The following is a 25876-nucleotide window of genomic DNA, read 5'->3' as shown; positions in this document are numbered from 1 at the left end:
GTCTAAAACATATTATGAAAACATTTAAATTAGAGAACGAACCTAAAATTGAAACTGGATTTAAAACTCCAGACCATTATTTTGAAAATTTTTCAATCAAAATGATGGAGCAATTACCTAAAAACGAGCCGAAAGTAATTTCTATTTTCCAAAAAAGAAAAACTTTAATTATGATGGCAGTAGCAATTTTAGTACTTGCTTTGATGATTCCAATTTTAAGTCCTTCTTCGACAAACACAAAAGAATTAGACGCTGCGGCTTTAGAAAATTACATTACGTATCAATCTAATGTAAACCAATATGACTTGATAAGTGTACTAGAAACTGAAGATATTAATAACATAAAAACCGGTATTGTTTTAGGAGATGATGCGATTGAAGATCATTTGTCAACAAATTCAAACTTAGAAAATCTTATTTTAGAATAAACTAGACTGTAAAGCTTTCATCCAAAGCTATAATTAAATAAATACGAAATGAACATAAAAAAATTATTACCAATACTATTACTATTCGTTTCTTTTAACTTTTACGCTCAAGGCGAAAGTATGAAAGAGAAAAAAGAACAAATAAAAGCTTTAAAAGTAGCTTTTTTTACGACTGAATTAGACTTAACAACTAATGAAGCCGAAAGATTCTGGCCAATATATAATACATTTGATGACAAACAGTTTGAACTGAGACATCAAAAAATGAAAACGTATATGAGAAGAATGAATGATGGCTCGCTGGATAAAATAACTGAAAAAGAAGCAAATACCTTTTTGGCCCAAATTGAAGATACTGAAGAAGAGTTATTTTTATTGCGAAAAAAATTCATGCAAAATGTGAGAACAATTTTACCAGCCGTAAAAATAGTTAAACTAAAAAAAGCTGAAGAAGATTTCAATAGAAAATTGTTACAACAATACCGTAACAAAGGTCAAAAAAAATAATCTTTTTTATTTTTATTAGTTCAAAAAAAACACCCTAAGCTCTGATTATATTAGACTTAGGGTGTTTTTCATTATTTAAAACTGATGCGAATCATTTTATTTTGTCCCGCTGCAATTGCTGTGTGGTTATCTATAAACCTTATTGTATTAAGAGTAGAATCGGTAGAAAATTGTTTCCATGAAGTACCACCATCCGAGGAATAGTATATACCTGAGAAACCAACTGTTACCAGCCCTTTACCGTTACTTCCAGGAACATATTGCACACAAGAAGCATATCCAAAACCTTGATTTTCTGCTATTAGCTTCCATGTTTTTCCACCATCAGCAGTGATTGCTTTATTAGAAAAATTTTGATTTCGCACTTCATAATCTCCTCCGGCAACAAATCCAGTTTGAGCATCATAAAAATCTGCCGTAAAAATTCCGGTCATTGATTTCCCCTGCACTATTGGAGTATCATATACTTTCCATGAATTTCCTTTGTCAGGAGAATAAAAAACTCTAGATTTTTTTCCACCGGAAACAATCCATGCATGATTTCCTTTGATTATAATATTAGTATTGCTTGCCGCAAAAGCTGCTTCTCCGTCCATCACTTTTGGCAATTTATCCGATGGGACTTTATTCCATGAATTTCCGCCATCACGAGTAATAATTACGTTCAGACAATCAGCAATTGGGTCTCCCATCGCTATCCCTTCTTTATCATTCCAAAACTGCATACTATCAAAAAACACTTTCTCGTGATTTTCCTGATACACTAATTTTGTTTCTTTTCCGTCTTTTGAAATTTGATATAACAAAGCTGGATTCCCAACATTTAGAATAAAAATATGCTTTTTTGTTTTGGCATTACTTCTAAACTCAAGCTTCAAGGAATCTTTGATAATCTTGCTTTCAAATTTTTGATTATTATCCAAATTAAAAAAACCAAACCTCCCTTTATCAGCTGCAAACCAAATTTTATTTGCATCAATTAAAACAGCCCTGATACTTATTTTATCCTGAAATAATGTATCTACCACAATAGACTTAAATTCAGCATTAGCATCATTTTTTACAACAAAATCAGCTGTTTTACAGGATGTCAAAACAGTTGAAATCAATAGAATCAAAAAAAAGGTTCTCATTTTCTTATACATTTTAGGGCTAATTTACAATTAATAATAAGAATAGTAAACATGGTTTAAATTAATTGGCACAGTAATTGGATAATCAAAAATAAGGATAAACTTAATTCAATTAATTATGAAAACGAAACTACTACTATTGAGTTTATTGACTACTGTTTTCGCAACTCAAATACAGGCGCAAGATAGAACATCAGTAAATGCAATGAATAATGAAATCAGTGACAATCTTGATCTGAGAGCTGTTGCTTCTATTTTTGGTGACTCTAGAAATCTACAAGATTTTGAAAGACGCCTGAATGACCCCGAACTACAAATATCAAATTTAGATTTGAATAATGACAATGAAGTTGATTATTTGAGAGTTATTGAAACTGTCGAAAATCGGACTCACGTAATCATCATTCAATCTGTTATAGATAGAGACGTATATCAAGATGTTGCTACAATTGACGTTGAAAAAGATAGAAATAACAACATTCACGTTCAAGTTGTAGGAGATGTATACATGTATGGTCAAAATTATATTTATGAGCCTGTATATTATAGTACTCCACTAATTTATGCTTCATTCTGGTCTGCTAATTATTGTCCTTATTACTCTACATGGTATTGGGGATATTATCCTTCCTATTATTATGCATGGAATCCATTTCCAATATTCAGATATAGAAATAACATCAACATTAGCTTGAACATTAACAATAATTACAATTATGTTAATTACAGAAGAAGTGAGCGCGCAATTGTTCTACACAGCTCTAGACGTTCAAATGGTTATGAAAGACAACACCCGAATTATTCCTTCTCCAGAAGAAATGCTAATGTAACTAACCGTTATGAATTAGATCAAAGAAGAGGTTCAAGAAACGAGGTTGGTTACTCTAACAGAAGAACAGGAAATCAAAGAGATTATTCTCAAAACAGAACTGGTTCATCAAGAGAAACAACTCCACAAAGATCAGGTTCATCAAGAGATTACTCTCAAAATAGAACTAATCCTTCTAGTCAGGCAACGCCACAAAGAGGAAATTCTCAAAGAGATTATTCTCAAAACAGAACTAATCCTTCTAGTCAGGCAACGCCACAAAGAGGAAATTCTCAAAGAGATTACTCTCAAAACAGAACCAGTCCTTCTACTCAGGCAACGCAACAAAGAGGAAATTCTCAAAGAGATTACTCTCAAAACAGAACCAGCCCTTCAACTCAGGCAGCGCCACAAAGAGGAAATTCTCAAAGAGATTATTCTCAAAACAGAACCAGCCCTTCTACTCAGGCAGCGCCACAAAGAGGGAATTCTCAAAGAGATTATTCTCAAAACAGAACCAGTCCTTCTACTCAGGCAGCGCCACAAAGAGGAAATTCTCAAAGAGATTACTCTCAAAACAGAACTAGTCCTTCTACTCAGGCAGCGCCACAAAGAGCAGAATCTCAAAGCAGAGGTAATTCCTCAAGAGAATCAGCACCACAAAGAAGTGAATCTCAAAGAGGAAATTCTTCAAGAGAGAACAATAGAAGATCTTAAAAAAACTTCAATAGAAAACTTTAAAAACACGGCTCATAACGCCGTGTTTTTTTTATTGTATAAAAAGCGTTAATTTATTTTAAAAGTGTAAATTTGACCAGTTTTTTAAAAATTTTTCATGAGCACTTCACACAAAGACCTCCATAGTAAATGGACATTAGGTGGATTATTAATTTCATTAGGAATAATTTACGGTGATATTGGAACTTCACCATTATACGTAATGAAAGCCATACTTGGGGATCATGTTATTAATGCTGATATTGTTTTAGGCGGAATTTCATGTGTTTTTTGGACACTTACTTTACAAACCACTATAAAATATGTCATCATTACACTAAGTGCTGACAATCATGGAGAAGGTGGAATTTTTGCTTTATACGCTTTAGTCAAAAAGACAAAAATCCAATGGCTAATAGTCCCCGCAATAATCGGTGGAAGTGCATTACTTGCTGATGGAATTATCACTCCTCCTATCTCAGTATCATCTGCAGTTGAGGGAATCAGAACCTATTACCCTGAAATTAATACAATCCCAATTGTTATAGGCATCCTATTTGTGCTTTTTACCATTCAACAATTTGGAACCAAATTAGTCGGTAAATTTTTTGCACCAATGATGATGATTTGGTTTGCAATGCTTGCAGTTCTTGGAATCTCACAGATTTCTCAAAATACCGAGGTTTTAAAAGCCATCAATCCGTATTACGCGTATCATTTATTGACCATCCATCCAGAAGGCTTTTTTGTTTTAGGCTTTGTATTCCTTTGTACTACCGGTGCTGAAGCATTGTACTCAGATATGGGACATTGCGGACGAAAAAACATCAGAATCAGTTGGATTTTTGTAAAAATCGCTTTAGTACTTAATTATTTTGGTCAAGCCGCTTATTTAACACACCACGAAGGAGAAACGTTGCAAAGTTTGGGTGGAAAAAACGGAAATCCTTTTTACCTAATAATGCCAGACTGGTTTCAACCTATAGGAATTGTAATAGCTACGCTTGCTGCTGTAATTGCTTCACAAGCATTAATCAGTGGATCATTTACATTGATAAATGAGGCAATGCGATTGAATTTTTGGCCAAAAGTAAAAATCAAATATCCTACTGAATTAAAAGGGCAATTGTACATTCCGTCGATAAACTGGTTATTGTTTTTTGGTTGTGTCGGAATCGTATTGCACTTTGAAGAATCCAGTAATATGGAGCATGCTTATGGTTTAGCAATCATCTTATGCATGATAATGACCACTATTTTACTTAATTTTTATTTGATAATGAAAAGAGTAAAATTATATTTCATTGTACCACTGATTACCATTTACTTAATAATCGAATTTAGTTTTCTGGCAGCAAATATCACTAAATTCGCTGATGGTGGTTATGTAACGCTTTTTATAGCTATTGCATTGATATCAGTAATGACTATTTGGTATTTGGCTAAGAAAATCAACAAGAGTTATACTAAAATTGTTAAAATTGAAGATTACAAAAAAGTACTTGTTGAATTAAGTGCTGATTTATCAATCCCAAAATACGCCACCCATTTAGTATATATGACTAATGCCGGAAGAGTCGATGAGATAGAAGAAAAAGTGATGTATTCTATTTTACAAAAAAGACCTAAAAGAGCTGATATTTATTGGTTTGTCCATGTGAATATATTGACTGAACCCTATAAAACAGAATATAAAGTAACCGAAATTGTTAAAGATGATTTGTATCGTGTAGACTTTAATTTAGGATTTAGAGAACCAACAAAAATTAACTTGATGTTTAAGGAAGTGATCAAGGATATGGTTCAAAAAGGTGAAATGGATATTACCAGTAGATACGAATCTTTGAATAAAAACAACATCATAGGTGATTTCAAATTTGTATTATCTGAAAAATTCCTTTCTAACGATAGTGACTTAAGATGGCATGAAAAAATAATTATGAACTCTTATTTCTTAATTAAAAAATTAAGTTTATCAGAGGAAAGAGCATTTGGTTTAGACAGTAGTTCCGTAAAAATAGAGAAATTCCCAATGGTACTTCATGCACCTGAAAAGATAGGTTTGACAAGAATTAAATAATTATACCATATAATTAAAGTACAGTGCTAAAAACTGTGCTTTAATTATCTTTTCTTCATTAATTACTGTTAATTTATTCTAAAATAGTAACTTTGAAAAGTTTTTTAAAAATTTTTCATGAGCACATCGCATAAAAACATACACAGTCAACTTTCTGCTGCTGGTTTATTGATTACTTTAGGAATAATTTATGGCGATATTGGTACTTCACCATTATATGTAATGAAATCCATTATTGGAGAACATGCCATAAACAGTCAATTAATATTAGGTGGCTTGTCGTGTATATTGTGGACATTGACTTTACAAACTACACTAAAGTATGTAATCATTACCCTTAATGCGGACAATCATGGTGAAGGTGGAATTTTCTCGTTATATTCTCTAGTCAAAAAAACTAAAATACAATGGCTAATTGTCCCTGCCATTATTGGGGGAAGTTTATTATTAGCCGAAGGCATCATAACACCTCCTATTTCCGTTTCTTCCGCAGTTGAGGGATTGCACATTTTTAAACCAGATATCCCAACAATCCCAATTGTAATCGCGATACTTTTCATACTATTCAGTATTCAACAATTTGGGGCGAAACTGGTAAGTAAGTTTTTTTCGCCTACCATGTTAGTATGGTTTTCTATGCTTGGAATTTTAGGATGCATCCAAATTTTTAAAAATGTTGAAATCTTCAAAGCCATTAATCCGTATTATGGCTATAAATTATTAACCTCAGATAAAGGTGGCGAAGGATTTCTAATTCTGGGAGCGGTATTCTTATGTACAACTGGAGCAGAAGCATTGTACTCGGATATGGGACATTGTGGACGACGTAACATCAGAGTGAGTTGGATTTTTGTAAAAACTACTTTAATCCTTAATTATTTTGGACAAGGAGCATTTTTACTGATGCACGAAGGAAAAACATTAGCACAATTAGGAAGTTCCAATCACAATCCGTTTTATTTAATCATGGCCGATTGGTTTCAACCCATTGGAATTGTAATTGCCACATTTGCTGCAATTATTGCTTCGCAAGCCTTAATAAGCGGCTCATTTACATTGATTAATGAAGCCATGCGTTTGAATTTTTGGCCAAAAGTAAGAATCAACTACCCAACAGACGTAAAAGGACAATTATACATTCCTTCCATAAACTGGTTGCTTTTTGTAGGATGTGTAGGGATCATTTTATATTTCAAGGAATCTAAATATATGGAGCATGCCTATGGCCTATCCATAATTTTAGGAATGATGATGACCACTACGCTTTTAAATTATTATTTGATAATGAAAAGGGTCAAATGGTATTTTATGACGCCATTAATTACATTATACGCTACCATAGAAATTGGCTTTTTGTATGCTAATGTCTCTAAATTTATGGAAGGTGGCTATGTAACTTTATTTGTGGCAATATTCATGATTTTTATAATGAGCACTTGGTTTTTAGCCAAGAAAATCAGTAAAAATTACACGCAAATTGTTAAAATTGACGATTATATAAAAGTACTTGGTGAGTTGAGTCATGATGAAACAATCCCTAAATATGCGACGCATTTAGTGTACATGACAAACGCAACCCGATCCGATGAAATCGAAGAAAAAGTAATGTACTCCATACTTCGAAAAAGACCAAAAAGAGCTGACATCTACTGGTTTATACACGTGAATGTGTTAAACGAACCTTATAAAAAAGAATACCGAGTTACAGAAATTCTGAAAGACGATTTATATAGAGTTGATTTTTACTTGGGCTTTAGAGAACCAACTAAAATAAACTTAATGTTCAAAGAAGTAATCAAGGACATGGTTAGCAAAGGCGAAATGGATATTTCCAGCCGTTACGAATCCTTAAATAAGAACAATATTATAGGTGATTTCAAATTTGTTTTATCCGAAAAGTTTCTTTCTAATGACAGTGATTTAACTTTCTTTGAAAAAATTGTAATGAACACTTATTTCGTTTTGAAAAAATTCAGTTTATCTGAAGGAAAAGCTTTTGGTTTAGACAATAGCTCCGTAAAAGTGGAACAATTTCCTATGGTCCTTCATCCACCTGAAATTATCAATATGAAAAGAATAGAAAAGTCTAATCCTAATATGTAATTTCCAGTATTTTCTTTTCCTTAAATCTCATTTCAAAAAAGTTTTTTTCTTTATCAGAAAAAGACTTTTTTGTTTTTATGTATTGCACAACTATTTCCAAGCAACACTGTTATAAACTCCTAAGCCACAAATACAAAAACTCACATAAAAAAAACCTACCTTTGCACCTCAATTATTCAAAATGAGATTACACAGAAATTTAGTTTACACAACAATAGATGCATTAAACGCCATTTTTAATGAAGGTGAATATGCTGATAAAGTGGTAGCAAGATCCTTAAAAAAAGACAAACGTTGGGGAAGCTCTGACAGAAAGTTTGTTGCCGAAACCATCTACGAAATTGTACGTTGGAAAAGATTATACGCAGAAATAGCCGAAGTAAAAGAACCTTTTGACAGAGACAATCTTTGGAGAATGTTTTCTGTTTGGGCAGTATTAAGAGGCTATCCTATTCCGGATTGGCGTCAGCTGGAAGGAACTCCTGAAAGAAAAATAAAAGGACGTTTTGACGAACTTTCTAAAGTGAGAGCTTTAAAAGAATCTATTCCGGACTGGATGGATGAATTGGGAGTTAAAGAATTAGGCGAGAAAGTTTGGGCAACTGAAATAGCAGCTCAAAACCAACCGGCAAGAGTAATTTTAAGGGTAAATACGCTTAAGACAACAAGAGAAGCGTTACGCGCTATTTTGATGGATTTAAACATTGAAACTGAAACATTAAAGAATCAACCTGACGCTTTAGTGTTAAAAGAAAGAGCCAATGTTTTCTTGACTGATGCTTTCAAACAAGGTTTCTTTGAAGTGCAAGATGCCAACTCACAATTAGTGGCGGCTTTCCTTGATGTAAAACCAGGAATGCGTGTTGTTGATACGTGTGCCGGTGCTGGTGGAAAAACACTTCACATTGCTTCTTTGATGGAAAACAAAGGGCAATTAATCGCTATGGATTTGTATGAAAGCAAATTGAAGCAATTAAAAATCAGAGCCAAAAGAGACGGTGCTTTCAATATTGAATACCGCATTATTGACTCAACAAAAATCATCAAAAAACTACACGAAAAAGCAGACCGTGTTTTAATTGATGCACCATGTAGCGGTTTAGGAGTTCTAAAAAGAAACCCAGATGCGAAGTGGAAATTGAAACCGGAATTTATTGACAACATCCGTAAAGTACAATCGGAAGTTTTAGAAAGCTATTCTAAAATTGTAAAACCGGGAGGAAAATTAGTGTACGCTACTTGTTCTATATTACCATCTGAAAATCAAGAACAGGTAAAACGTTTTTTGACAACTGACATTGGTAAACAATTCAATTTTATTAAAGACCAAAAAATCTTGGCTTCAGAGTCAGGTTTTGATGGATTTTATATGGCTTTGTTAGAACGAAAAGAAGCTGTAGAAAAAGCTGAAAAACCTGCAAAGGCGATTAAAACTGAAGAATCTTAAGGTTTCAAAACATAAATGTAATTCACAAAAAAGTCCTCGAAAATCGAGGACTTTTTTTATATGATTATTTTTTTAGCACAATGTTTTTTTCAAACTTTAAACCTTAAACTAAAAACTTTAAACTTTTTGATTAATCATTCATTGAAATTAAAAACTCTTCATTATTCTTCGTTTTCTTGAAACGGTCATTAATGAAATCCATTGCTTCCACCGGGTTCATATCCGAAAGGTATTTTCTCATAATCCACATGCGTTGCAATGTTTTTTGGTCTAATAACATATCGTCACGTCTTGTACTTGAAGAAGTCAAATCGATAGCCGGGAAAATACGTTTGTTAGCAATTTTTCTGTCCAATTGCAATTCCATATTTCCTGTACCTTTAAATTCTTCGAAAATAACTTCGTCCATTTTTGAACCAGTTTCAGTCAATGCGGTAGCTATAATACTTAATGAACCTCCATTTTCTACATTACGGGCAGCACCAAAGAAACGTTTCGGTTTTTGCAATGCATTTGCATCCACACCACCACTTAATACTTTACCTGAAGCAGGCTGAACCGTATTATACGCTCTGGCCAAACGTGTAATGGAGTCCAATAGAATCACTACATCGTGACCACATTCTACCAATCGTTTTGCTTTTTCAAGAACGATATTTGCAATTTTCACATGCTCTTGCGGTTCTCTGTCAAATGTTGAAGCAATTACTTCACCGCGCACACTGCGTTGCATATCCGTAACCTCTTCCGGACGCTCATCAATCAATAAAACAATCAAATACACTTCAGGATGATTTGCCGCTATTGCATTGGCAATTTCCTTAAGCAACATCGTTTTACCTGTTTTAGGTTGCGCCACAATCATTCCACGTTGTCCTTTTCCTATTGGTGAAAACAAATCGATAATTCTAGTTGAAATCGTGCTTTGTTTTTCGGCCAATTTGAATTTTTCTGATGGAAAAACTGGTGTCAAGTGTTCGAAAGAAACTCTATCACGAACCACTTGAGGATCGTGTCCGTTTATTTTTAAAACTCTAACTAATGGAAAAAATTTCTCTCCTTCTTTTGGTGGACGAACCACACCTTTTACGGTATCTCCGGTTTTAAGACCGAACAATCTGATTTGTGAAGTCGATAAATAAATATCATCTGGCGAAGCCAAATAGTTGTAATCAGAAGAACGCAAGAAACCATAACCGTCCGGCATCATTTCAAGAACGCCTTCACTTTCTATAATTCCGTCAAATTCAAAATCAGAAGCAGCAAAATTGCTTTTTTTATTTTTAAAATTCGGATTTTGATTCCCATTTCCATTCCCGTTTTGATTTGGGTTTTGGTTCGGATTCTGATTTGGATTCTGCTTATGTAATTGGTTTGGATTTATCTTTTTTACTGGAGCAACAGGAGCTTCTGTTTTCTCTTCAGTTGCTGTATCTGCAACTATAAAATTCTCAGTGCTTGCTTCTTTTACTTCTTCTTTATCCTTTTTTAAAGCAATTTTCTTCTCGTAAGCTGATTTATTAAATTTAATAATTTTACCTACTTTTTTCTCATTCCCTTCAGATTCTGGCTTTGGAGCCGATTTTTCTTCTATTGAAACAGCTTCAATTGGAAGATTATTTTCAACTGGAGCATTTATTTCAACTGCAACTTCTTCTTTTTCAAAAAGAGAATTTGGTACCGCTTTTTGAATTGCCGCTTTTTTTACAGGAACTATTCTAACTCTTTTAGGTTTATCGTCATCAAGGTTATTTTCTTTTTTTGTATCTGATGCTGAATCAACATTTACCACTTGATGCTCTAATATTTGACTAATTAATGTCTCTTTTTTTACACCGTTAAATTTTATGGTTTTAGCTAATTTAGCTATTTCTTGAAGCTCAGAAAGCTTCATTTCTTTTAATGCAGAAATATCAAACATGAATGTTCTATGAGTTTAATTAATTTTTGGAAAAATGTAAAAGATAGGTAGTGAACTTTATTTTGAATCAACCGCAGTATGAAGTGCTTACGGTATTATGATGCAATAATACGAATAAAATTTAATCAGACAATAGTATTTATTAAAAAGAAAATATATTTTTGTAAAAGATATTTAACAAATGATACAAAGAATTCAGACCATATATTTACTACTTGCTTTTGTTGTTACAGGCATCTTACTATTTTTTATTCCGTTATGGACAATGAAAGATGGGAAAGACTTTTATTTCATGCAAAGCCAAGTATATACCATAATACTGGGATTGAGTACTACACTGACTTTGTTAAGTATTGTTTCCTATAAAAAAAGACAAAATCAATTTGTCATTGGCAGATTGAATATCATATTAAATTTGATTTTATTAGGATTGTTTGTATATCGTTCACTAAATCTATCTGGAGAAACACCTGCTGTTTCAGAGAAAGGTATTGGGATGTTTCTACCTGTAGTTGCTATCGTGTTATTAGTCTTGGCTAATAAAGCTATCAAAAAGGATGAAGATCTTGTAAAATCTGTGGACAGATTGAGGTAAACCTATAAACTTTAGTTTATTAGTGCGAAGAGAACCCGAATGTAACAATTCGGGTTTTTTTGTGTCTAATCTTTTTTATTTGGATTAAAAAAAGAATAAAAATCTTATAAAATGATATTCTCCTATTTTTTTTATAAATTTGAAAATAGTAATTACGATATGTTACAAAAAATTAGAATTCACCTTGCTGATGACCATCAAATACTTATTGATGGTATTCGTACGTTGCTACATACCCTTCCTGATTTTGAAGTAGTTGGATTCTCTCTCAATGGAGACACCATTTTCAATGAGGTTACCGAAAATAAAGCCGACATTCTTATTTTAGATATTAATATGCCTAAAAAAGATGGAATTGAAGTCATTAAGGAATTTGCCGAAAAAGGATTTCCCTGTAAAATTATTGTTTTATCCAGTTATGATGATTTAAGAATAATAAAGGAAGTAATGAAACTGGGCAGTAGTGGTTATTTGACAAAAAAATGTGCCGGTGAAAACATTGTTGAAGCAATTCAGGCAGTATCCAGAGGCGAAGAATATTTTTGTAAATCAGTACGGGAAAAAATCTTTAGTACCGTTACAAAAGACAATGTGAAATTAATTAAAAATGAGTCTGCCGTAAGTTCTATTTTAACGGATCGTGAGTTAGAAATCATCACCTTAATATCACTTGAATACAGCGGTAAAGAAATTAGTGACCAACTGTTTATCAGTGTGAATACTGTTGAAACCCACCGCAAAAATATAATGAAAAAACTAGATGCAAAAAACTCTATAAGTTTGGTTAAATATGCCATTAAAAACAAATTGATTAAATCCTGATTTGTGAATCACAAATGCGATTTACTTTTAATTAAAAACAACCATAAACAGAAAAATTAAATTATCTATGCCGTACAAACAAATTGTTATAGTATTGATTTTACTACTTAATTTCTCTGGAATTACTGTTTTTGCACATAAAAAATTACCCCGAAAGAAAGAAGTCACACAACTTGCAAAAGAAGCCAATGAGCTTATGAAAGCGGGTAATTTTGAAAAATCATTAGTAAAATCAAGACATGCCCTAACGCATGCTATTGCTTTAAAAGACGACAATCTAATTGCTGCAACCTACAACACAATTGCTGCAAATTTTGACCAATTATCTGAATATGAAAAAGCTTTTTTTTATTACAATAAAGGACTAATCTACGCCAATAAAACAAATAATGATGTTTTAAAAAACTGGTTAAATAATAACTTGGGAAACATTTATTGCTTTGACAAAAAACAATATGAAAAAGGAATTTACTACTACAAAAAATCGTTGCAATACAGCACAAAAATTCATGATTCAGCTCAAATAGTTTTTACTAAACTTAATATTACCTGGGCGTATTTTGACATTGGACGCTATGAAGAGGGTCTTCCCTATTTAAAATACATCAATAAACACCACAAAAAACATGGTGATGAATCAACCATTGTTGCACTGAACATGCTAAATGGAATGTATCATAGCTACAAAAATGACACTCAAAAAGCGTCGTTTTTTTTTCAGAATGCCATCCGATTAGGAAATGAAGGAAATGAAAAATCAGACTTGTCGTATTCACATCATGAGTTTTCTAAATTTTTATTAAAAAATGGAGATTATGAAAATGCATATAAGAATTTGGCACTTTACAATGACCTTACTGTTAAACTAAATAACGAGGAAAAGCTCAACAAAGCAAATGTTGCCGGAATAAATCTTGAGATTGATGAGTATAAAAGAGAAATCGACAAAATAGGAAACGAGTACAAAACCAAAGAATATTTACTTATACAAGAGCAATCCAGAAACAAAAAAATTGTAATTGTAATAATTGTCCTTTTATTATTTTTCTTTTTCCTTTTTTACATTTTCTCAGAAAACTCAAAGCTTAAGCAAAAAAACAGAATTAAAGACATACAAAGTCAACTGCAACAAAATACAATCAACGCATCTATCAACGGACAAGAATTAGAACGAAAAAAAATTGCTTCATTTTTACATGATAATATCAGCGCCTTATTATCCTCAGCAGGATTACACCTCAATGCATTTACCTCTCAAAACCATACTAATGCCGAAGAAATTATAAAAACTAAAGCCATATTAGAAGAAGCACACGATCAAATAAGAGATTTATCCCATGAATTGATGCCGACACTTTTAGCGCGATTTGGTTTATTTTACGCATTAGAAGATTTATGCGAGAAAAATTCAAACTCAGTAATTCAATTTAATTACTCAATTGTTGTACCAACAAAAACACGTTACAATGAGGATTTTGAAATGAAAATGTATTTTATAATAATGGAACTACTCAACAATATCATAAAACACAGTCGTGCCACTCAAGCCAATCTAACTATTCAAGAAAACAATAAATCACTCCAAATCAAAATCGAGGATAACGGTCGAGGATTTGACTCCGATAAATTTTATATCCTGGAAGGTTTTGGAATCAACCAGATTAAAGCCCGAATAAATAATCTAAAAGGAACTATCACAATACATTCAAAGCTTAATTCCGGAACAACTGTGGCTATTGAAGTGCCAATTTCCTATCAGAAAAAAACAACTACACCCGTTTTTCCATCTCAATAATTTCCATATCCTTGATTTTATCTCCCTCAATCACAAAACGCAACATCGTGCGCACTTGGTGAAAGCCACTTTTTCCAGCTGCACCGGGATTCATGTGCAATAAATTATGTTTTTTATCAAAAATGACTTTCAGGATGTGCGAATGTCCACAAATAAATAATTTTGGTGGATTCAATTCCATCTCTGCTTTAATATTGGGACTGTATTTCCCCGGATACCCGCCAATATGTGTAATCCAAACATCGACTCCTTCACACATAAAACGGTTGTGCAACGGAAATTCCAATCGAGCTTTTGCATCGTCAATATTACCATAAACACAACGCAACGGTTTTAGCTTTTTAATCGCATCGGTTACAGCCAAATCACCTATATCGCCCGCATGCCAAACTTCATCAGCCTGAGCAACATATTTCAAAATCGTATCATCAATGTGACTGTGCGTATCAGAAAGGAGCAGTATTTTTTTCATATTTATGGTATCATTGCGAGGTACGAAGGAATCTAGAGCTAGTTCCTGCTATCCGTTACAATCTTTATTGTTTTTGGCAGCAAAAACAATAAAGGATTTTCACTTCTATCAGGGCTAGGATTTTGTGGTAAAAATAAACATTCGAATTCCAAATAAAAAATCAAATTGAAACTTAACAAACTTTGCGCCTTAGCGACTTCGTGGCAAAAAAATTAATAAGTATCTTTGTGGCTTCAAAAAAATTCACTTGAGATATTTCATCAAATTAGCATACAACGGAACCCATTATCACGGCTGGCAATACCAACCCAATGCTGCTTCCGTTCAGGAAACGATGAACAAAGCGTTTTCGGTGCTATTGAATACGACCATCAATCTTATGGGAGCCGGAAGAACGGATACCGGCGTTCACGCCAAAGAAATGTATGCTCATTTTGATTTTGAAACCCCATTTGATATTCCAAGTTTAGTGCATAAACTCAACTCTTATCTTCCTAAAGATATTGTGATTTATGCAATTATTCCAGTTCATGATGAAGCGCACACCCGTTTTGATGCCACAAAAAGAACCTACGAATATCATATCAATACGTTTAAAGATGTTTTCTCGCAAGAACAAAGTTGGTATTTTCATCAAAAGCTAGATATCGATTTGATGAATGAAGCAGCGCAGATACTATTCAATCACACTGATTTTCAATGTTTTTCAAAAGTAAATACTGATGTAAACACATTTGACTGTACAATTTTTGAAGCCTATTGGACTCGAGGCACAACCGAACAAGAAAACGGGAACTTAATTTTTACCATTTCGGCCAATCGTTTTTTACGAAATATGGTTCGTGCCATTGTTGGAACATTGGTAAACATAGGATTACACAAGATTACACTGGCTGATTTTAATGCCATAATAGAAAGTAAAAACCGAGATAAAGCTGGTTTTTCGGTTCCGGCGCATGGTTTGTATTTAACCAAAATAGAATACGATTACATTACGCAATAGCCCTGATAGTCACGAGGTTTCGGGAGAAATCCTTTTATGTTTTTGTTGCCAAAAGCATAAAAGATTGAAACGAATAGCTGGAAATAGCTCCTGAAAACAATCAGGATAAATACAAAAAATATGAAAGCAAAAGCATTTGATACCAGATTATTCAAACGAATATTAAAATTCACCAAACCCTATCAATGGCGTTTTAACGGTGTGATTATTTTTGCCGTTTCACTGTCGATTTTTGCGGCATTACGTCCGTATTTATTGAAACAAACCGTAGATGGTTACATCGCAACCCAAGACCAAAAGGGCTTATTATTGTATGTAATCCTGATGGGAATTGTACTTTTACTGGAAGTATTCTCGCAGTTTTACTTTGTGTATTGGGCAAACTGGCTCGGTCAGGATATTGTGAAAGACATTCGAACAAAATTATTTCGCCATATTTTAAGTTTCCGAATGAAATATTTTGATCACGTTCCTGTGGGACAATTGGTGACACGTTCGGTTTCAGATATTGAATCCATTGCCCGAATTTTTAGTCAGGGATTATTTATGATTATCAGTGACTTGATGAAGATGGTTGTGGTACTGGCTTTTATGTTTTATATGAACTGGAAACTGACATGGATTGTGATTGTGGCGATGCCCATTTTAGTTTATTTCACTCGAATTTTCCAAAAGAAAATGCAAGTCGCCTTTGAGGAAGTACGTACCCAAATTGCCAATATGAATTCCTTTGTACAGGAACGCGTGACGGGAATGAAGATTGTCCAACTGTTTAATCGGGAAGAAATTGAATACGAAAAATTCAAAAGCATCAACGACAAGCACAAAAAAGCATGGATAAAAACCATTCTTTATAACTCCATATTTTTTCCTATTGCCGATATTATTTCATCCTTAACCCTTGGTTTTATTGTCTTGTATGGCGGAATCAAGATATTAAATGGAGATAATTTCACCACTTTTGGAGATTTATTTTCGTACACGATGTTCATCGGGATGTTATTCAATCCATTGCGTCAAATTGCGGATAAATTCAACGAGATGCAACTGGGAATGATTGCCGCAAACCGTGTTTTTGATATTTTAGATACCGAAGATCAAATTCAAGATACTGGAGTTATCGAAGCGCCAATCTTTAAGGGAGACATCAAGTTTAAGAAGGTACGTTTTGGATATATTCCGGATGAAGAAGTGATAAAAGGGATTGATTTAGAGGTTAGTGCGGGGCAAACTATTGCGATTGTAGGCTCTACAGGTGCCGGAAAATCTACAATTATTAATTTGCTGAATCGTTTTTACGAAATCAACAGCGGTTCTATTTATATAGACAATCACAATATTGAGAATTACACATTGAGTTCCTTGCGAAAACAAATTGCAGTAGTATTGCAGGATGTTTTCCTTTTTGCCGATACTATTTTCAACAATATTACCTTGAACAATCCTGAAATTAGTCGCGAACAAGTTTTGGCTGCAGCCAAAAAAATTGGCGTCCATGAATTCATCATGAGTTTGCCGGATAATTATGATTTTGATGTGAAGGAACGCGGCGTTATGCTTTCTTCGGGTCAGCGCCAATTGATTGCTTTTTTGAGAGCGTATGTGAGTAATCCGAGTATTTTGATTCTGGACGAAGCCACTTCATCGATAGATACATATTCCGAAGAATTGATTCAGCGTGCTACGGAAACGATTACCAAAGGCAGAACATCCATTGTGATTGCGCATCGTTTGGCAACGATTGTCAACGCAGATAAAATTGTGGTAATGGACAAAGGATTGATAGTAGAACAAGGAACGCATCAGGAATTAATAAACCGTGAAAGTGGGTATTACAAAAACTTGTATGATTCCCAGTTTTCGGTAGCGAATTAGTTTTTTTCACAAAGCGACAAAGACTAAAAAAATACAAATTTGATTTTTACCTTGCAGCAGTTTGTTTAAAACCAAGGTCTTTTTCTGAAAATTTGTTAGTTTGCTACTTTATTACTTTGAAACTTTCTCAAAACAGAATAAATCCTTAAATTTGCCCAATCAAATAAACAAGAAAAACACACAAAATGAAATGAGTTTTTACGAATTCATTTTACCAATAAAAAACAAATAAAAAACTTTGAAATGACACGAGGCCTTGCCGACTGCATTTTGTACAAATAACAAATAAACAAGCACAAAATGAAATACGATATTATAGTTTTAGGAAGTGGTCCAGGTGGTTATGTTACAGCTATTAGAGCATCACAATTAGGCTTTAAAGTAGCCGTAATAGAAAAAGAAAACTTAGGTGGTGTATGCTTGAACTGGGGTTGTATCCCAACTAAAGCGTTACTAAAATCAGCTCAGGTTTTTGATTATCTAAAACACGCTTCTGATTATGGATTGACTGTTTCATCATTTGATAAAGACTTCCCTGCTGTTGTACAACGTAGCCGTTCAGTAGCTGATGGAATGAGCAAAGGTGTTCAATTCTTGATGAAAAAAAATAAAATCGACGTAATTGATGGTTTTGGAAAGCTAAAACCAGGAAAGAAAGTTGATGTTACTGACAAAGACAATAAAGTTACTGAATACAGTGCAGATCATATCATTGTAGCGACTGGAGCACGTTCTCGCGAGTTACCAAACTTGCCTCAAGATGGTGTAAAAGTAATTGGTTACAGACAAGCAATGACATTGCCAACGCAACCAAAATCGATGATTATTGTTGGTTCCGGAGCGATTGGAATTGAATTTGCACATTTCTACAACTCTATGGGAACTGATGTAACCATCGTAGAATTTATGCCAAATGTAGTTCCTGTTGAAGACGAAGACATTTCGAAACAAATGGAGCGTTCTTTGAAAAAAGCAGGTATCAAAATCATGACTAACTCCTCTGTTGAGAGAATTGATACTACTGGAGCAGGTGTTAAAGCATTTGTCAAAACAGCAAAAGGAGAAGAAGTATTAGAAGCTGAAATTTTACTTTCGGCTGTTGGAATCAAAACCAACATTGAAAACATCGGATTAGAAGAAGTAGGAATTGCTACTGACAAAGATAAAATTTTGGTAAATGCTTACAACCAAACGAATATTCCGGGTTATTACGCCATTGGTGATGTTACGCCAGGGCAAGCATTAGCTCACGTAGCTTCTGCTGAAGGAATCAACTGTGTGGAGAAAATTGCAGGATTACATGTAGAACCTATCGATTACGGAAACGTACCGGGTTGTACGTATGCTACTCCAGAAATTGCTTCTGTAGGTTTGACTGAAAAACAAGCTAAAGAAAAAGGATACGAATTGAAAATTGGTAAATTCCCATTTTCAGCTTCAGGAAAAGCAAAAGCTGCCGGAACACCGGATGGTTTTGTAAAAGTAATCTTTGATGCTAAATACGGAGAATGGTTAGGATGTCACATGATTGGTGCCGGAGTTACGGATATGATTGCTGAGGCAGTTGTGGCGCGTAAACTGGAAACTACAGGACATGAAATCCTTAAATCAATTCACCCACACCCAACTATGAGTGAAGCCGTTATGGAAGCGGTTGCTGATGCTTATGGCGAGGTAATACATTTATAGATTTCAGATTGTAGATTAACGATTTTTGATTTCAGATTTATTAATCCGATTTGTGAAAGCAAATCGGATTTTTTTTATGGAATCATTTCCAACACAAAGCATCCATTTTGTGGGAATTTAACATATTAACATTTATTTACAAAGCAGCGTTATGAACCTATTCAATTCTGCTTTATATTTGTATTTCAAGCCATTTTACTAATTCCATTCCGATTTTATTCCATCATAAATGAATACTGAAACCATCCGTTTTTCGAATACACTGCATGAAAACCAAAATAAAAATTGGGTAAGAGCCATCGATTCTACCAAAATTATCAATTGGATTGATGATTTATTCAAAATATTATTTCCAGAGAAAGTTTTGGAAACCATACAAATCGAATTGCTTTTGGACCAAAATAAAGCCAACTTTATTGCTATCCTTTCGGAGATTGTAAAAGATAAGACAGCCAATGAAATTCTGGATGACGCCGAATCGTTTTACACCGTACTTCCTGACCTTTACGGATTCATGCAAAAAGATGCACAAGCCATATTAGATACGGATCCCGCTGCCGATTGCATTCAGGAAATCATCAATTCCTATCCCGGTTTTTTTGCCATAGAAGTCTATCGCATTGCTAATGCCATTGCTTCCCGTACCTCTTGCTTGCTGCCGCGAATTCTTACCGAATATGCGCATAGCAAAACCGGAATTGACATTCACCCAAGTGCTACCATCGACGTTCCATTTATGATAGATCATGGCACCGGAATCGTCATTGGAGAGACCACAACCATAGGAAAACACGTGAGTATTTATCAAGGAGTTACTTTGGGAGCGTTGCAAGTCGAGAAAAACATGCAAGAAAAAAAACGCCATCCTACCGTAGAGGACCATGTTATTATTTATGCCAATGCCACCATTTTGGGCGGAAGCACCATCATAGGAAACCACAGTATTATAGGCGGAAATACGTTTATAACCAAGAGTGTGAATCCGTATTCATTTGTCATGCAATCCAATAAAAATACTGTTTTGAATCAGCAGGAAACAAAAGATATTAATTTTTTCTCCATATAAATTATGACAAAATACAACAACATACTCGAAACAATAGGCAACACGCCACACGTAAAAATCAATCGTTTGTTTGGTGCCAACCATAATGTTTGGATCAAACTGGAACGTGCTAATCCCGGGGCCAGTATCAAGGACAGAATCGCTCTTGCGATGATTGAAGATGCCGAAGCAAAAGGATTATTGGCAGCAGGTGGTACTATAATTGAAGCTACCTCCGGAAATACGGGAATTGGTCTCGCCATGGTTGCTGCCGTAAAAGGCTATAAATTAATACTGGTTATGCCAGAATCCATGTCTATAGAAAGACGCAGACTCATGAGTCTTTATGGTGCCGAATTTGTCTTGACGCCGCGTGAAAAAGGAATGAAAGGCGCACTGGAAAAAGCACAGGAATTAGTAACCGAAATGCCTAATGCATGGTCACCGCTTCAATTTGAGAATCCTGCCAATATCGAAATTCATAAAACAACCACCGCTCAGGAAATCATAAAAGCATTCCCTGACGGACTGGATTATTTAATAACCGGTGTAGGAACCGGCGGTCACATCACAGGTTGTGCCGAAATATTGAAACAACATTTCCCCAACCTGAAAGTCTACGCCGTAGAACCTGAAGCATCCCCGGTAATCAGTGGTGGTACACCAGCTCCCCACCCTATTCAAGGAATTGGAGCAGGATTCATCCCCACAAACCTACATACTGATTTACTGGACGGAACAATCCAAGTAAGCAAAGACGAAGCATTTGCCTATGCCCAAAGAGCCGCCAAAGAAGAAGGCATGTTCGTAGGAATATCCTCTGGAGCATCACTCGCAGCAGTGGCCAAAAAACTGCATGAAATTCCTGAAAATGCCAAAGTCTTGACTTTTTGTTACGACACCGGAGAACATTATTTAAGCATCGAAGGCTTATTTGTATAAACGGAAATCCCTTTAAATACGAACCGATTTGTGAAAACAAGTCGGTTTTTTTGTGGCTTTTTTTGGGCGTGTCCTTGTTGTTACACTTTCGTATAAATTACTTTGTTTAGTCCTACAACAAGGTCAGGCTGTTTGTTTCCGCTTTTATTATTTTACCCTTCGGGATAAAACAATAAAGAGCTCCACTTCCATCCTTCACGCAAAAGGTGCTAAATAGATTCTCTTGTAAGACAAAAGTATTCAACAAATTAAAAGCCCTTTTGATGATTTATAAGATAATTATTATACATTTGAAAACAGATAAAGACTGACTTTTATCAGACATATCTACCTCATTTAGGGATGATATGTCTGATGTCGTCAGTAGTATATACTAGTTATGTGCAACTTTTTCAGACGTTTACGAAAAATACTTTTTTGCCAAATGACAAATATTAGAAGAATTACATTTACTAAATTGTGCTATGAAAGAATTGATAGAATATATATTACAGTTTGGAAGTTTAAACGAACAGCAAATTGACTTAATTTCAAAGAAGGCAAGTGAATTACAACTTCAAAAAAATGAATACTATTTAGAAGCAGGAAAAATTTCAAAACAATTTGGCTTTATTATAGAAGGAATTGCCAGAGTTTGTTATTACAATAATAAAGGTGAAGAAATTACCAAATATTTCATTGAAGAGAATAATATTTTAGTGAATTTAGACAGTTTTGACAATGAAATCCCTTCGTCGTCATATGTTCAAGCCGTAACTAATTGTAAACTCATCATTTTTTCAAAGAAAGATTGGAAGGAACTTTCCAATACAATCATTGGTTGGGATACTATCGTACATAAAATTATTTCAAAAGCATTGCTTCAAAAAATAGAAAGAATTAGTCCGTTAGTCTCGGAAGACGCCACTACCAATTATTTAACTTTTATGGAGAAATATCCGAAACTTTCCAACCGTATTCCACTTTCTTTCATAGCATCTTATTTAGGTGTTACACAATCCTCTCTAAGTAGAATTAGAAAAAGTATAGGCTAAATCACTTTTTGCCAAATGGCAAATCCTTTTACATATAGTTACGCCACCTTTGCACTTCATTAATTTAAAAAATATTCAAAATGAAACAATTAACAACAGAGGAAAGATTAATAAACCTTGAAGATGACTTGGCAATCAGAAATATTGTAGCAAAGTTTGCTGATACCGCTACAAATGGCAATTACGAAGGTTTAAAAGCGCTGTGGAAATCAGATGGCCTTTTTACCATTAACCTACCATTTTATAATACTAGAACAGGAGCTGATGAAATTGCTGCATTTATAAAAACGCTTCGAGAAGAAAGAGATTTTTTCGTACAGTTCGTCCATTCAGGAGTTATTGAAATTAATGGAAATAATGCAACTGCAAGATGGATTATACATGAAGTTGCACAAGGACCAGGTGAAAAATATTACAACAATTACGGGCTGTTTAACGATAAATTGGAAAAAATCAATGGAGAATGGTTTTTTGCCAGTAGATCTTACGACTATATGTGGGTTGACACTAATAAATTTTCAGGACAGACAGTCAAACTTCCTAAATATTTATAAAATAAATACTGAAGAAACTCATCGATATCAAAATTTGCAGTGACTAAACAGAGGACAATATTGAAGTAAGGTTTATAAAAGCTGCACATAACAGCGGTTTGGCGAAATAGCTGGTTTAGAATTTTCTAAGGGCTGAAATTGCGAAGCTCACTTTTTGATTACCTTTACAACTTTACGGTGAAAACCCGCTACTTCGCCAAGCCACGAAACGTTATATGCCACTTTAGCGCGCCGGGTGAAAATAAACCTTAAAACTAAATCGTGAAAAAATTCCTTCTAATTATTTTCTCAAGCTTGGCAATTCCAATTGTACTTTTGGTAATTTGGTGGAATCTTCCAATGACTATAAATAGATATGCAGACATAAAACTTGGAGATAAAATAATCTGCAACATTGAAAATTTTCAAAAAACAAACGGCTTGCCTGAAGACGAGGATTGGACTACTTTAAAGAAATTTGAATTTCGAGATAAAATAGATTTTTTACAACCAGAATATAAAAAGCTAGACAATAAGACTTTTGAGTTAATCTATTTGGAAGGTTTTGATGGCCCTTACCTAATGTGGAACTCAAAAGAAAGAATATGGAAAAAAGGATATCCTACATTTCTTAAAAGGTCTCCGGAATAAAAAGCGGCATATAACAGCGGTTTCACGCAATTGCTACTTTTCTTGTAAAATGAACCACCTTTTTCCATAACTTCGTTTTGTCCAGCCGAGAGTACTCAGTTCCAAATGCCGCAACTGACGTGAAGCCGCCAGAACGTTATACGATATTTTATGAGAGATAACCTTAACGACAAAATATCTCTTTTTTTATTCTCAATTATCATCTTGACAATTGGGTACATGATTTACGCATTCAATACTGGACAATTTGAAAAACACAAATCTTGGGTTTACTCCGTTGACAATAACAAACAAGACATTGTTGTAAGTGCAAGTGAAAATGAATTATTACTTTGGGACAACCGAAAATGTACAGACAGATTAGTTGGACATTCTGACGCTATTAAGACAGTCGCTTTTTCACATAGTGGACAGCTATTTGCAAGCGGGAGCATTGACAAATCAATTAAAGTATGGTCATTGTTAGATAAAAAAGCTATCAAAACATTAAATGGACACACTAAAGGAGTAAACAAAGTTAAATTCAGTATTTCAGACAAATATATCATTAGTGCAGGCTATGACGACAAAATATTCATTTGGGATTGGAAAAATGGAAACTTAATAAAAAAACTTAGTGTAAATAACACCAACTTTTCAATAAATAAAGAAGATGTTTTAGCTTATATAGATAGTTCTTGCCACTTGACATTTTTTGATTTGAAATCCTTATCAGTAACAAAAGTGGTTGGAAAGTTTTGTGGTTCACCAGTTTTTAACCCTCAAAAAAATATCATTGCGATTAATGATATAAATAAAAGTATCTTAAGGGTTATCGACTTAAATTCAGGTGCAGTATTATCGATTCTTAATATAAAAAAAGAGAACTCCGTTTGTGAAGTAAGTACTTTTAAATTTACACCTGATGGACAGTATTTAGTGGCTGGTATTTGGGGTGGCGACATTGAAATATGGGATTGGCAGAAAAAAATTTTAATACGAACACTTCAAGGACACAATTTAAATTCAGTAGACGATTTTTCATTTAATAGCAAAAACCAACTAATCAGTGCCTCAGGTGACAGGTCATTAAAATTTTGGAACTGGAATACTGGCGATTTAAAGATGGTTTTAGGAGATGGGTTATTCCAAGCAAAACTAAATGGACTTTTATCAATTTCTATTCTAATGACCTTAATAGCGGGTTTTTGGGCATTGACAAGAAACACAGACAATAAAATTTCTTCCTACATCCTACTTTCAATTTTGACTTGCTGGAGTTTAGGAATTGGATTGGTTGTTTATTTCTATAAAACTACATTGACAAAATATGCAACACCGATGATTTGGACAACAACGGTATTATCTGGATTGTTCTTTTTTTCAGTATGGTTTAGTTGGCTTACCCTTTTCACTGTTCCGATTTCCTTGCTTTTTTGTTACATAAAAATGATAACCCATAGTGACAAAAGCAAAATTTACATTCCACTAATAATTAACTTATTTTTTTGCGGAATACTTTGTTCATTCGTAACATCAGTAGGACTATGGAAATAAAAACATCGCATAACACGGGTTTGACAAAAGTGGCGTTTCAGTGCTCCGCAAACACATTCGTGTTTAATCAAAGTTTGGTTCTCCGTATCAACATTTGTGGTGAAAATCGCCACCTTCGCCAAGCCCGAAAACGTTAGCGGTTATTTTAATCCCATACAATGAGAAATTATTTGCACATTAAGAAAATCTCTATGCTCAGAAAAATAGCAGGAACTTTTTTGTTGATTTTTATAATTCTGTTATTTTTAATTGACATAAATTCTGGATTAAAGTTCATTCTAGGTTTTTTTTCTTTTTTTGGAGGATTATATTTAGCTTCTACAGATGGTATCGAGATCAAATTTGATGAAAATAAGTTTAGAAACATTTTTTCAATATATAGTATCAATATAGGTTTTTGGGATACTTATCCAAAGATTGCTTATATCTCGATACTCAAAACAAAAGTGAAACAGAAAATTGAAAATAAATATCAACCTTTAGCAGCATCTACGACTTTAACTGGTGAAATAATTTTAATAAATTTATTTAGTGAAACAAATCAAATTAAGACTCTATATAGAACTAACAGCAAAGAAGAAGCTGAGAAAATTGCAAAGCATATAGCATCATTTTATAACATTGATATCAAAAGCAATTTGTAAAAACAACTGCTAACAGCGATTTAACGAGATTTGAGCAATAGACTTAATGGAGAGTTGGTTTTGTATTTGAGAATTTGTCAAATCCGAAAAATGCGC

22 protein-coding genes are annotated in these 25876 nt (G+C 33.9%); 19 read left to right on the top strand and 3 right to left on the bottom strand.

Annotation, left to right across the window (positions count from 1 at the left end; genetic code table 11):
- Nucleotides 1–14: 14 nt before the first annotated feature.
- Together Q1W72_RS14085 and Q1W72_RS14080 are read left to right on the top strand one after the other, a co-directional pair.
- A complete protein-coding gene (locus Q1W72_RS14085) occupies nucleotides 15–428 on the top strand; it encodes a hypothetical protein (RefSeq protein WP_099714855.1) in 414 nt (137 codons plus the stop codon).
- A gap of 48 nt (nucleotides 429–476) precedes the next feature.
- The gene (locus Q1W72_RS14080; RefSeq protein WP_099714854.1) at nucleotides 477–935 is read left to right on the top strand and encodes a sensor of ECF-type sigma factor; all 459 of its coding nucleotides are present in this window, start codon (nucleotides 477–479) and stop codon (nucleotides 933–935) included.
- A gap of 71 nt (nucleotides 936–1006) precedes the next feature.
- On the opposite strand, the gene Q1W72_RS14075 is transcribed toward Q1W72_RS14080, so the two are convergent.
- Complete coding sequence (locus Q1W72_RS14075; RefSeq protein WP_099714853.1) at nucleotides 1007–2068, bottom strand: oxidoreductase; 1062 nt, start codon at nucleotides 2066–2068, stop codon at nucleotides 1007–1009.
- Between the two features lie 118 nt (nucleotides 2069–2186).
- Here Q1W72_RS14075 and Q1W72_RS14070 point away from each other — a divergent pair, with 118 nt between their 5' ends.
- The 4 genes from Q1W72_RS14070 to Q1W72_RS14055 all read left to right on the top strand — a co-directional run bounded on the left by Q1W72_RS14070 (nucleotide 2187) and on the right by Q1W72_RS14055 (nucleotide 9223).
- Nucleotides 2187–3593 carry a hypothetical protein gene (locus Q1W72_RS14070; RefSeq protein ID WP_302135934.1) on the top strand — a complete coding sequence of 469 codons (1407 nt, stop codon included), beginning with the start codon at nucleotides 2187–2189 and terminating at the stop codon, nucleotides 3591–3593.
- Nucleotides 3594–3711: 118 nt separating this feature from the next.
- Nucleotides 3712–5673 carry a KUP/HAK/KT family potassium transporter gene (locus Q1W72_RS14065; protein ID WP_099714851.1) on the top strand — a complete coding sequence of 654 codons (1962 nt, stop codon included), beginning with the start codon at nucleotides 3712–3714 and terminating at the stop codon, nucleotides 5671–5673.
- 117 nt (nucleotides 5674–5790) lie between these two features.
- Nucleotides 5791–7776 carry a KUP/HAK/KT family potassium transporter gene (locus tag Q1W72_RS14060; protein ID WP_099714850.1) on the top strand — a complete coding sequence of 662 codons (1986 nt, stop codon included), beginning with the start codon at nucleotides 5791–5793 and terminating at the stop codon, nucleotides 7774–7776.
- A 181-nt stretch (nucleotides 7777–7957) separates the two neighbouring features.
- Entirely contained in the window at nucleotides 7958–9223 is a 1266-nt protein-coding gene (locus Q1W72_RS14055; protein WP_099714849.1) for an RsmB/NOP family class I SAM-dependent RNA methyltransferase, read from the top strand.
- A gap of 130 nt (nucleotides 9224–9353) precedes the next feature.
- On the opposite strand, the gene rho is transcribed toward Q1W72_RS14055, so the two are convergent.
- Complete coding sequence (rho, locus tag Q1W72_RS14050; RefSeq protein WP_302135931.1) at nucleotides 9354–11144, bottom strand: transcription termination factor Rho; 1791 nt, start codon at nucleotides 11142–11144, stop codon at nucleotides 9354–9356.
- A gap of 181 nt (nucleotides 11145–11325) precedes the next feature.
- Between rho and Q1W72_RS14045 the strand changes: the two genes are divergently transcribed.
- From Q1W72_RS14045 to Q1W72_RS14035, 3 genes are all read left to right on the top strand, one after another.
- Entirely contained in the window at nucleotides 11326–11739 is a 414-nt protein-coding gene (locus tag Q1W72_RS14045) for a DUF4293 domain-containing protein (protein ID WP_099714847.1), read from the top strand.
- A gap of 159 nt (nucleotides 11740–11898) precedes the next feature.
- A complete protein-coding gene (locus Q1W72_RS14040; RefSeq protein ID WP_099714846.1) occupies nucleotides 11899–12561 on the top strand; it encodes a response regulator transcription factor in 663 nt (220 codons plus the stop codon).
- 67 nt (nucleotides 12562–12628) lie between these two features.
- The gene (locus tag Q1W72_RS14035; RefSeq protein ID WP_302135929.1) at nucleotides 12629–14356 is read left to right on the top strand and encodes a tetratricopeptide repeat-containing sensor histidine kinase; all 1728 of its coding nucleotides are present in this window, start codon (nucleotides 12629–12631) and stop codon (nucleotides 14354–14356) included.
- Here the strand turns inward: Q1W72_RS14035 and Q1W72_RS14030 are convergent.
- Nucleotides 14331–14828, bottom strand: coding sequence for a metallophosphoesterase (locus tag Q1W72_RS14030; protein ID WP_302135928.1), 498 nt, complete (start codon nucleotides 14826–14828; stop codon nucleotides 14331–14333). The two genes, Q1W72_RS14035 and Q1W72_RS14030, sit on opposite strands and share 26 nt — an antisense overlap.
- 247 nt (nucleotides 14829–15075) lie before the next feature.
- On the opposite strand from Q1W72_RS14030, the gene truA reads away from it, so the two are divergent.
- From truA to Q1W72_RS13980, 10 genes are all read left to right on the top strand, one after another.
- A complete protein-coding gene (gene truA, locus Q1W72_RS14025) occupies nucleotides 15076–15831 on the top strand; it encodes a tRNA pseudouridine(38-40) synthase TruA (protein ID WP_302135927.1) in 756 nt (251 codons plus the stop codon).
- A 120-nt stretch (nucleotides 15832–15951) separates the two neighbouring features.
- Entirely contained in the window at nucleotides 15952–17706 is a 1755-nt protein-coding gene (locus tag Q1W72_RS14020; protein WP_099716297.1) for an ABC transporter ATP-binding protein, read from the top strand.
- A 300-nt stretch (nucleotides 17707–18006) separates the two neighbouring features.
- Nucleotides 18007–19395 (top strand): dihydrolipoyl dehydrogenase, encoded by a 1389-nt coding sequence (lpdA, locus tag Q1W72_RS14015; RefSeq protein WP_099714842.1) that lies wholly within the window; start codon nucleotides 18007–18009, stop codon nucleotides 19393–19395.
- A 229-nt stretch (nucleotides 19396–19624) separates the two neighbouring features.
- Nucleotides 19625–20461, top strand: a complete 837-nt coding sequence (locus Q1W72_RS14010) for a serine O-acetyltransferase (RefSeq protein ID WP_121342478.1) — start codon at nucleotides 19625–19627, stop codon at nucleotides 20459–20461.
- A gap of 3 nt (nucleotides 20462–20464) precedes the next feature.
- On the top strand, nucleotides 20465–21382 hold the full coding sequence (gene cysK / locus Q1W72_RS14005) for a cysteine synthase A (RefSeq protein ID WP_121342479.1): 918 nt from the start codon (nucleotides 20465–20467) through the stop codon (nucleotides 21380–21382).
- A gap of 464 nt (nucleotides 21383–21846) precedes the next feature.
- Entirely contained in the window at nucleotides 21847–22416 is a 570-nt protein-coding gene (locus tag Q1W72_RS14000) for a Crp/Fnr family transcriptional regulator (protein ID WP_302135925.1), read from the top strand.
- Between the two features lie 80 nt (nucleotides 22417–22496).
- Nucleotides 22497–22970 carry a nuclear transport factor 2 family protein gene (locus Q1W72_RS13995; protein WP_302135924.1) on the top strand — a complete coding sequence of 158 codons (474 nt, stop codon included), beginning with the start codon at nucleotides 22497–22499 and terminating at the stop codon, nucleotides 22968–22970.
- 261 nt (nucleotides 22971–23231) lie between these two features.
- Nucleotides 23232–23600: a hypothetical protein gene (locus Q1W72_RS13990; RefSeq protein ID WP_302135922.1), complete on the top strand. Its 369-nt coding sequence runs from the start codon at nucleotides 23232–23234 to the stop codon at nucleotides 23598–23600.
- 150 nt (nucleotides 23601–23750) lie between these two features.
- A complete protein-coding gene (locus tag Q1W72_RS13985) occupies nucleotides 23751–25136 on the top strand; it encodes a WD40 repeat domain-containing protein (protein WP_302135921.1) in 1386 nt (461 codons plus the stop codon).
- Between the two features lie 191 nt (nucleotides 25137–25327).
- Nucleotides 25328–25780, top strand: coding sequence for a hypothetical protein (locus Q1W72_RS13980; protein ID WP_302135919.1), 453 nt, complete (start codon nucleotides 25328–25330; stop codon nucleotides 25778–25780).
- The last annotated feature ends 96 nt before the right edge of the window (nucleotides 25781–25876 follow it).

The sequence above is a fragment of the Flavobacterium sp. ZE23DGlu08 genome, from assembly GCF_030505335.1.
In the GTDB taxonomy this organism is placed as follows: domain Bacteria; phylum Bacteroidota; class Bacteroidia; order Flavobacteriales; family Flavobacteriaceae; genus Flavobacterium; species Flavobacterium algoritolerans.
Note: the sequence above shows the minus strand (reverse complement) of the source record. Positions and strands in the feature narration are given on the sequence as shown.

Coding starts and splice junctions, on each gene's coding strand:
- Q1W72_RS14085 (WP_099714855.1), top strand. CDS start 15: ATGAAAACATTTAAATTAGAGAACGAACCTAAAATTGAAACTGGATTT.
- Q1W72_RS14080 (WP_099714854.1), top strand. CDS start 477: ATGAACATAAAAAAATTATTACCAATACTATTACTATTCGTTTCTTTT.
- Q1W72_RS14075 (WP_099714853.1), bottom strand. CDS start 2,068: ATGAGAACCTTTTTTTTGATTCTATTGATTTCAACTGTTTTGACATCC.
- Q1W72_RS14070 (WP_302135934.1), top strand. CDS start 2,187: ATGAAAACGAAACTACTACTATTGAGTTTATTGACTACTGTTTTCGCA.
- Q1W72_RS14065 (WP_099714851.1), top strand. CDS start 3,712: ATGAGCACTTCACACAAAGACCTCCATAGTAAATGGACATTAGGTGGA.
- Q1W72_RS14060 (WP_099714850.1), top strand. CDS start 5,791: ATGAGCACATCGCATAAAAACATACACAGTCAACTTTCTGCTGCTGGT.
- Q1W72_RS14055 (WP_099714849.1), top strand. CDS start 7,958: ATGAGATTACACAGAAATTTAGTTTACACAACAATAGATGCATTAAAC.
- rho (WP_302135931.1), bottom strand. CDS start 11,144: ATGTTTGATATTTCTGCATTAAAAGAAATGAAGCTTTCTGAGCTTCAA.
- Q1W72_RS14045 (WP_099714847.1), top strand. CDS start 11,326: ATGATACAAAGAATTCAGACCATATATTTACTACTTGCTTTTGTTGTT.
- Q1W72_RS14040 (WP_099714846.1), top strand. CDS start 11,899: ATGTTACAAAAAATTAGAATTCACCTTGCTGATGACCATCAAATACTT.
- Q1W72_RS14035 (WP_302135929.1), top strand. CDS start 12,629: ATGCCGTACAAACAAATTGTTATAGTATTGATTTTACTACTTAATTTC.
- Q1W72_RS14030 (WP_302135928.1), bottom strand. CDS start 14,828: ATGAAAAAAATACTGCTCCTTTCTGATACGCACAGTCACATTGATGAT.
- Q1W72_RS14020 (WP_099716297.1), top strand. CDS start 15,952: ATGAAAGCAAAAGCATTTGATACCAGATTATTCAAACGAATATTAAAA.
- lpdA (WP_099714842.1), top strand. CDS start 18,007: ATGAAATACGATATTATAGTTTTAGGAAGTGGTCCAGGTGGTTATGTT.
- Q1W72_RS14010 (WP_121342478.1), top strand. CDS start 19,625: ATGAATACTGAAACCATCCGTTTTTCGAATACACTGCATGAAAACCAA.
- cysK (WP_121342479.1), top strand. CDS start 20,465: ATGACAAAATACAACAACATACTCGAAACAATAGGCAACACGCCACAC.
- Q1W72_RS14000 (WP_302135925.1), top strand. CDS start 21,847: ATGAAAGAATTGATAGAATATATATTACAGTTTGGAAGTTTAAACGAA.
- Q1W72_RS13995 (WP_302135924.1), top strand. CDS start 22,497: ATGAAACAATTAACAACAGAGGAAAGATTAATAAACCTTGAAGATGAC.
- Q1W72_RS13985 (WP_302135921.1), top strand. CDS start 23,751: ATGAGAGATAACCTTAACGACAAAATATCTCTTTTTTTATTCTCAATT.
- Q1W72_RS13980 (WP_302135919.1), top strand. CDS start 25,328: ATGCTCAGAAAAATAGCAGGAACTTTTTTGTTGATTTTTATAATTCTG.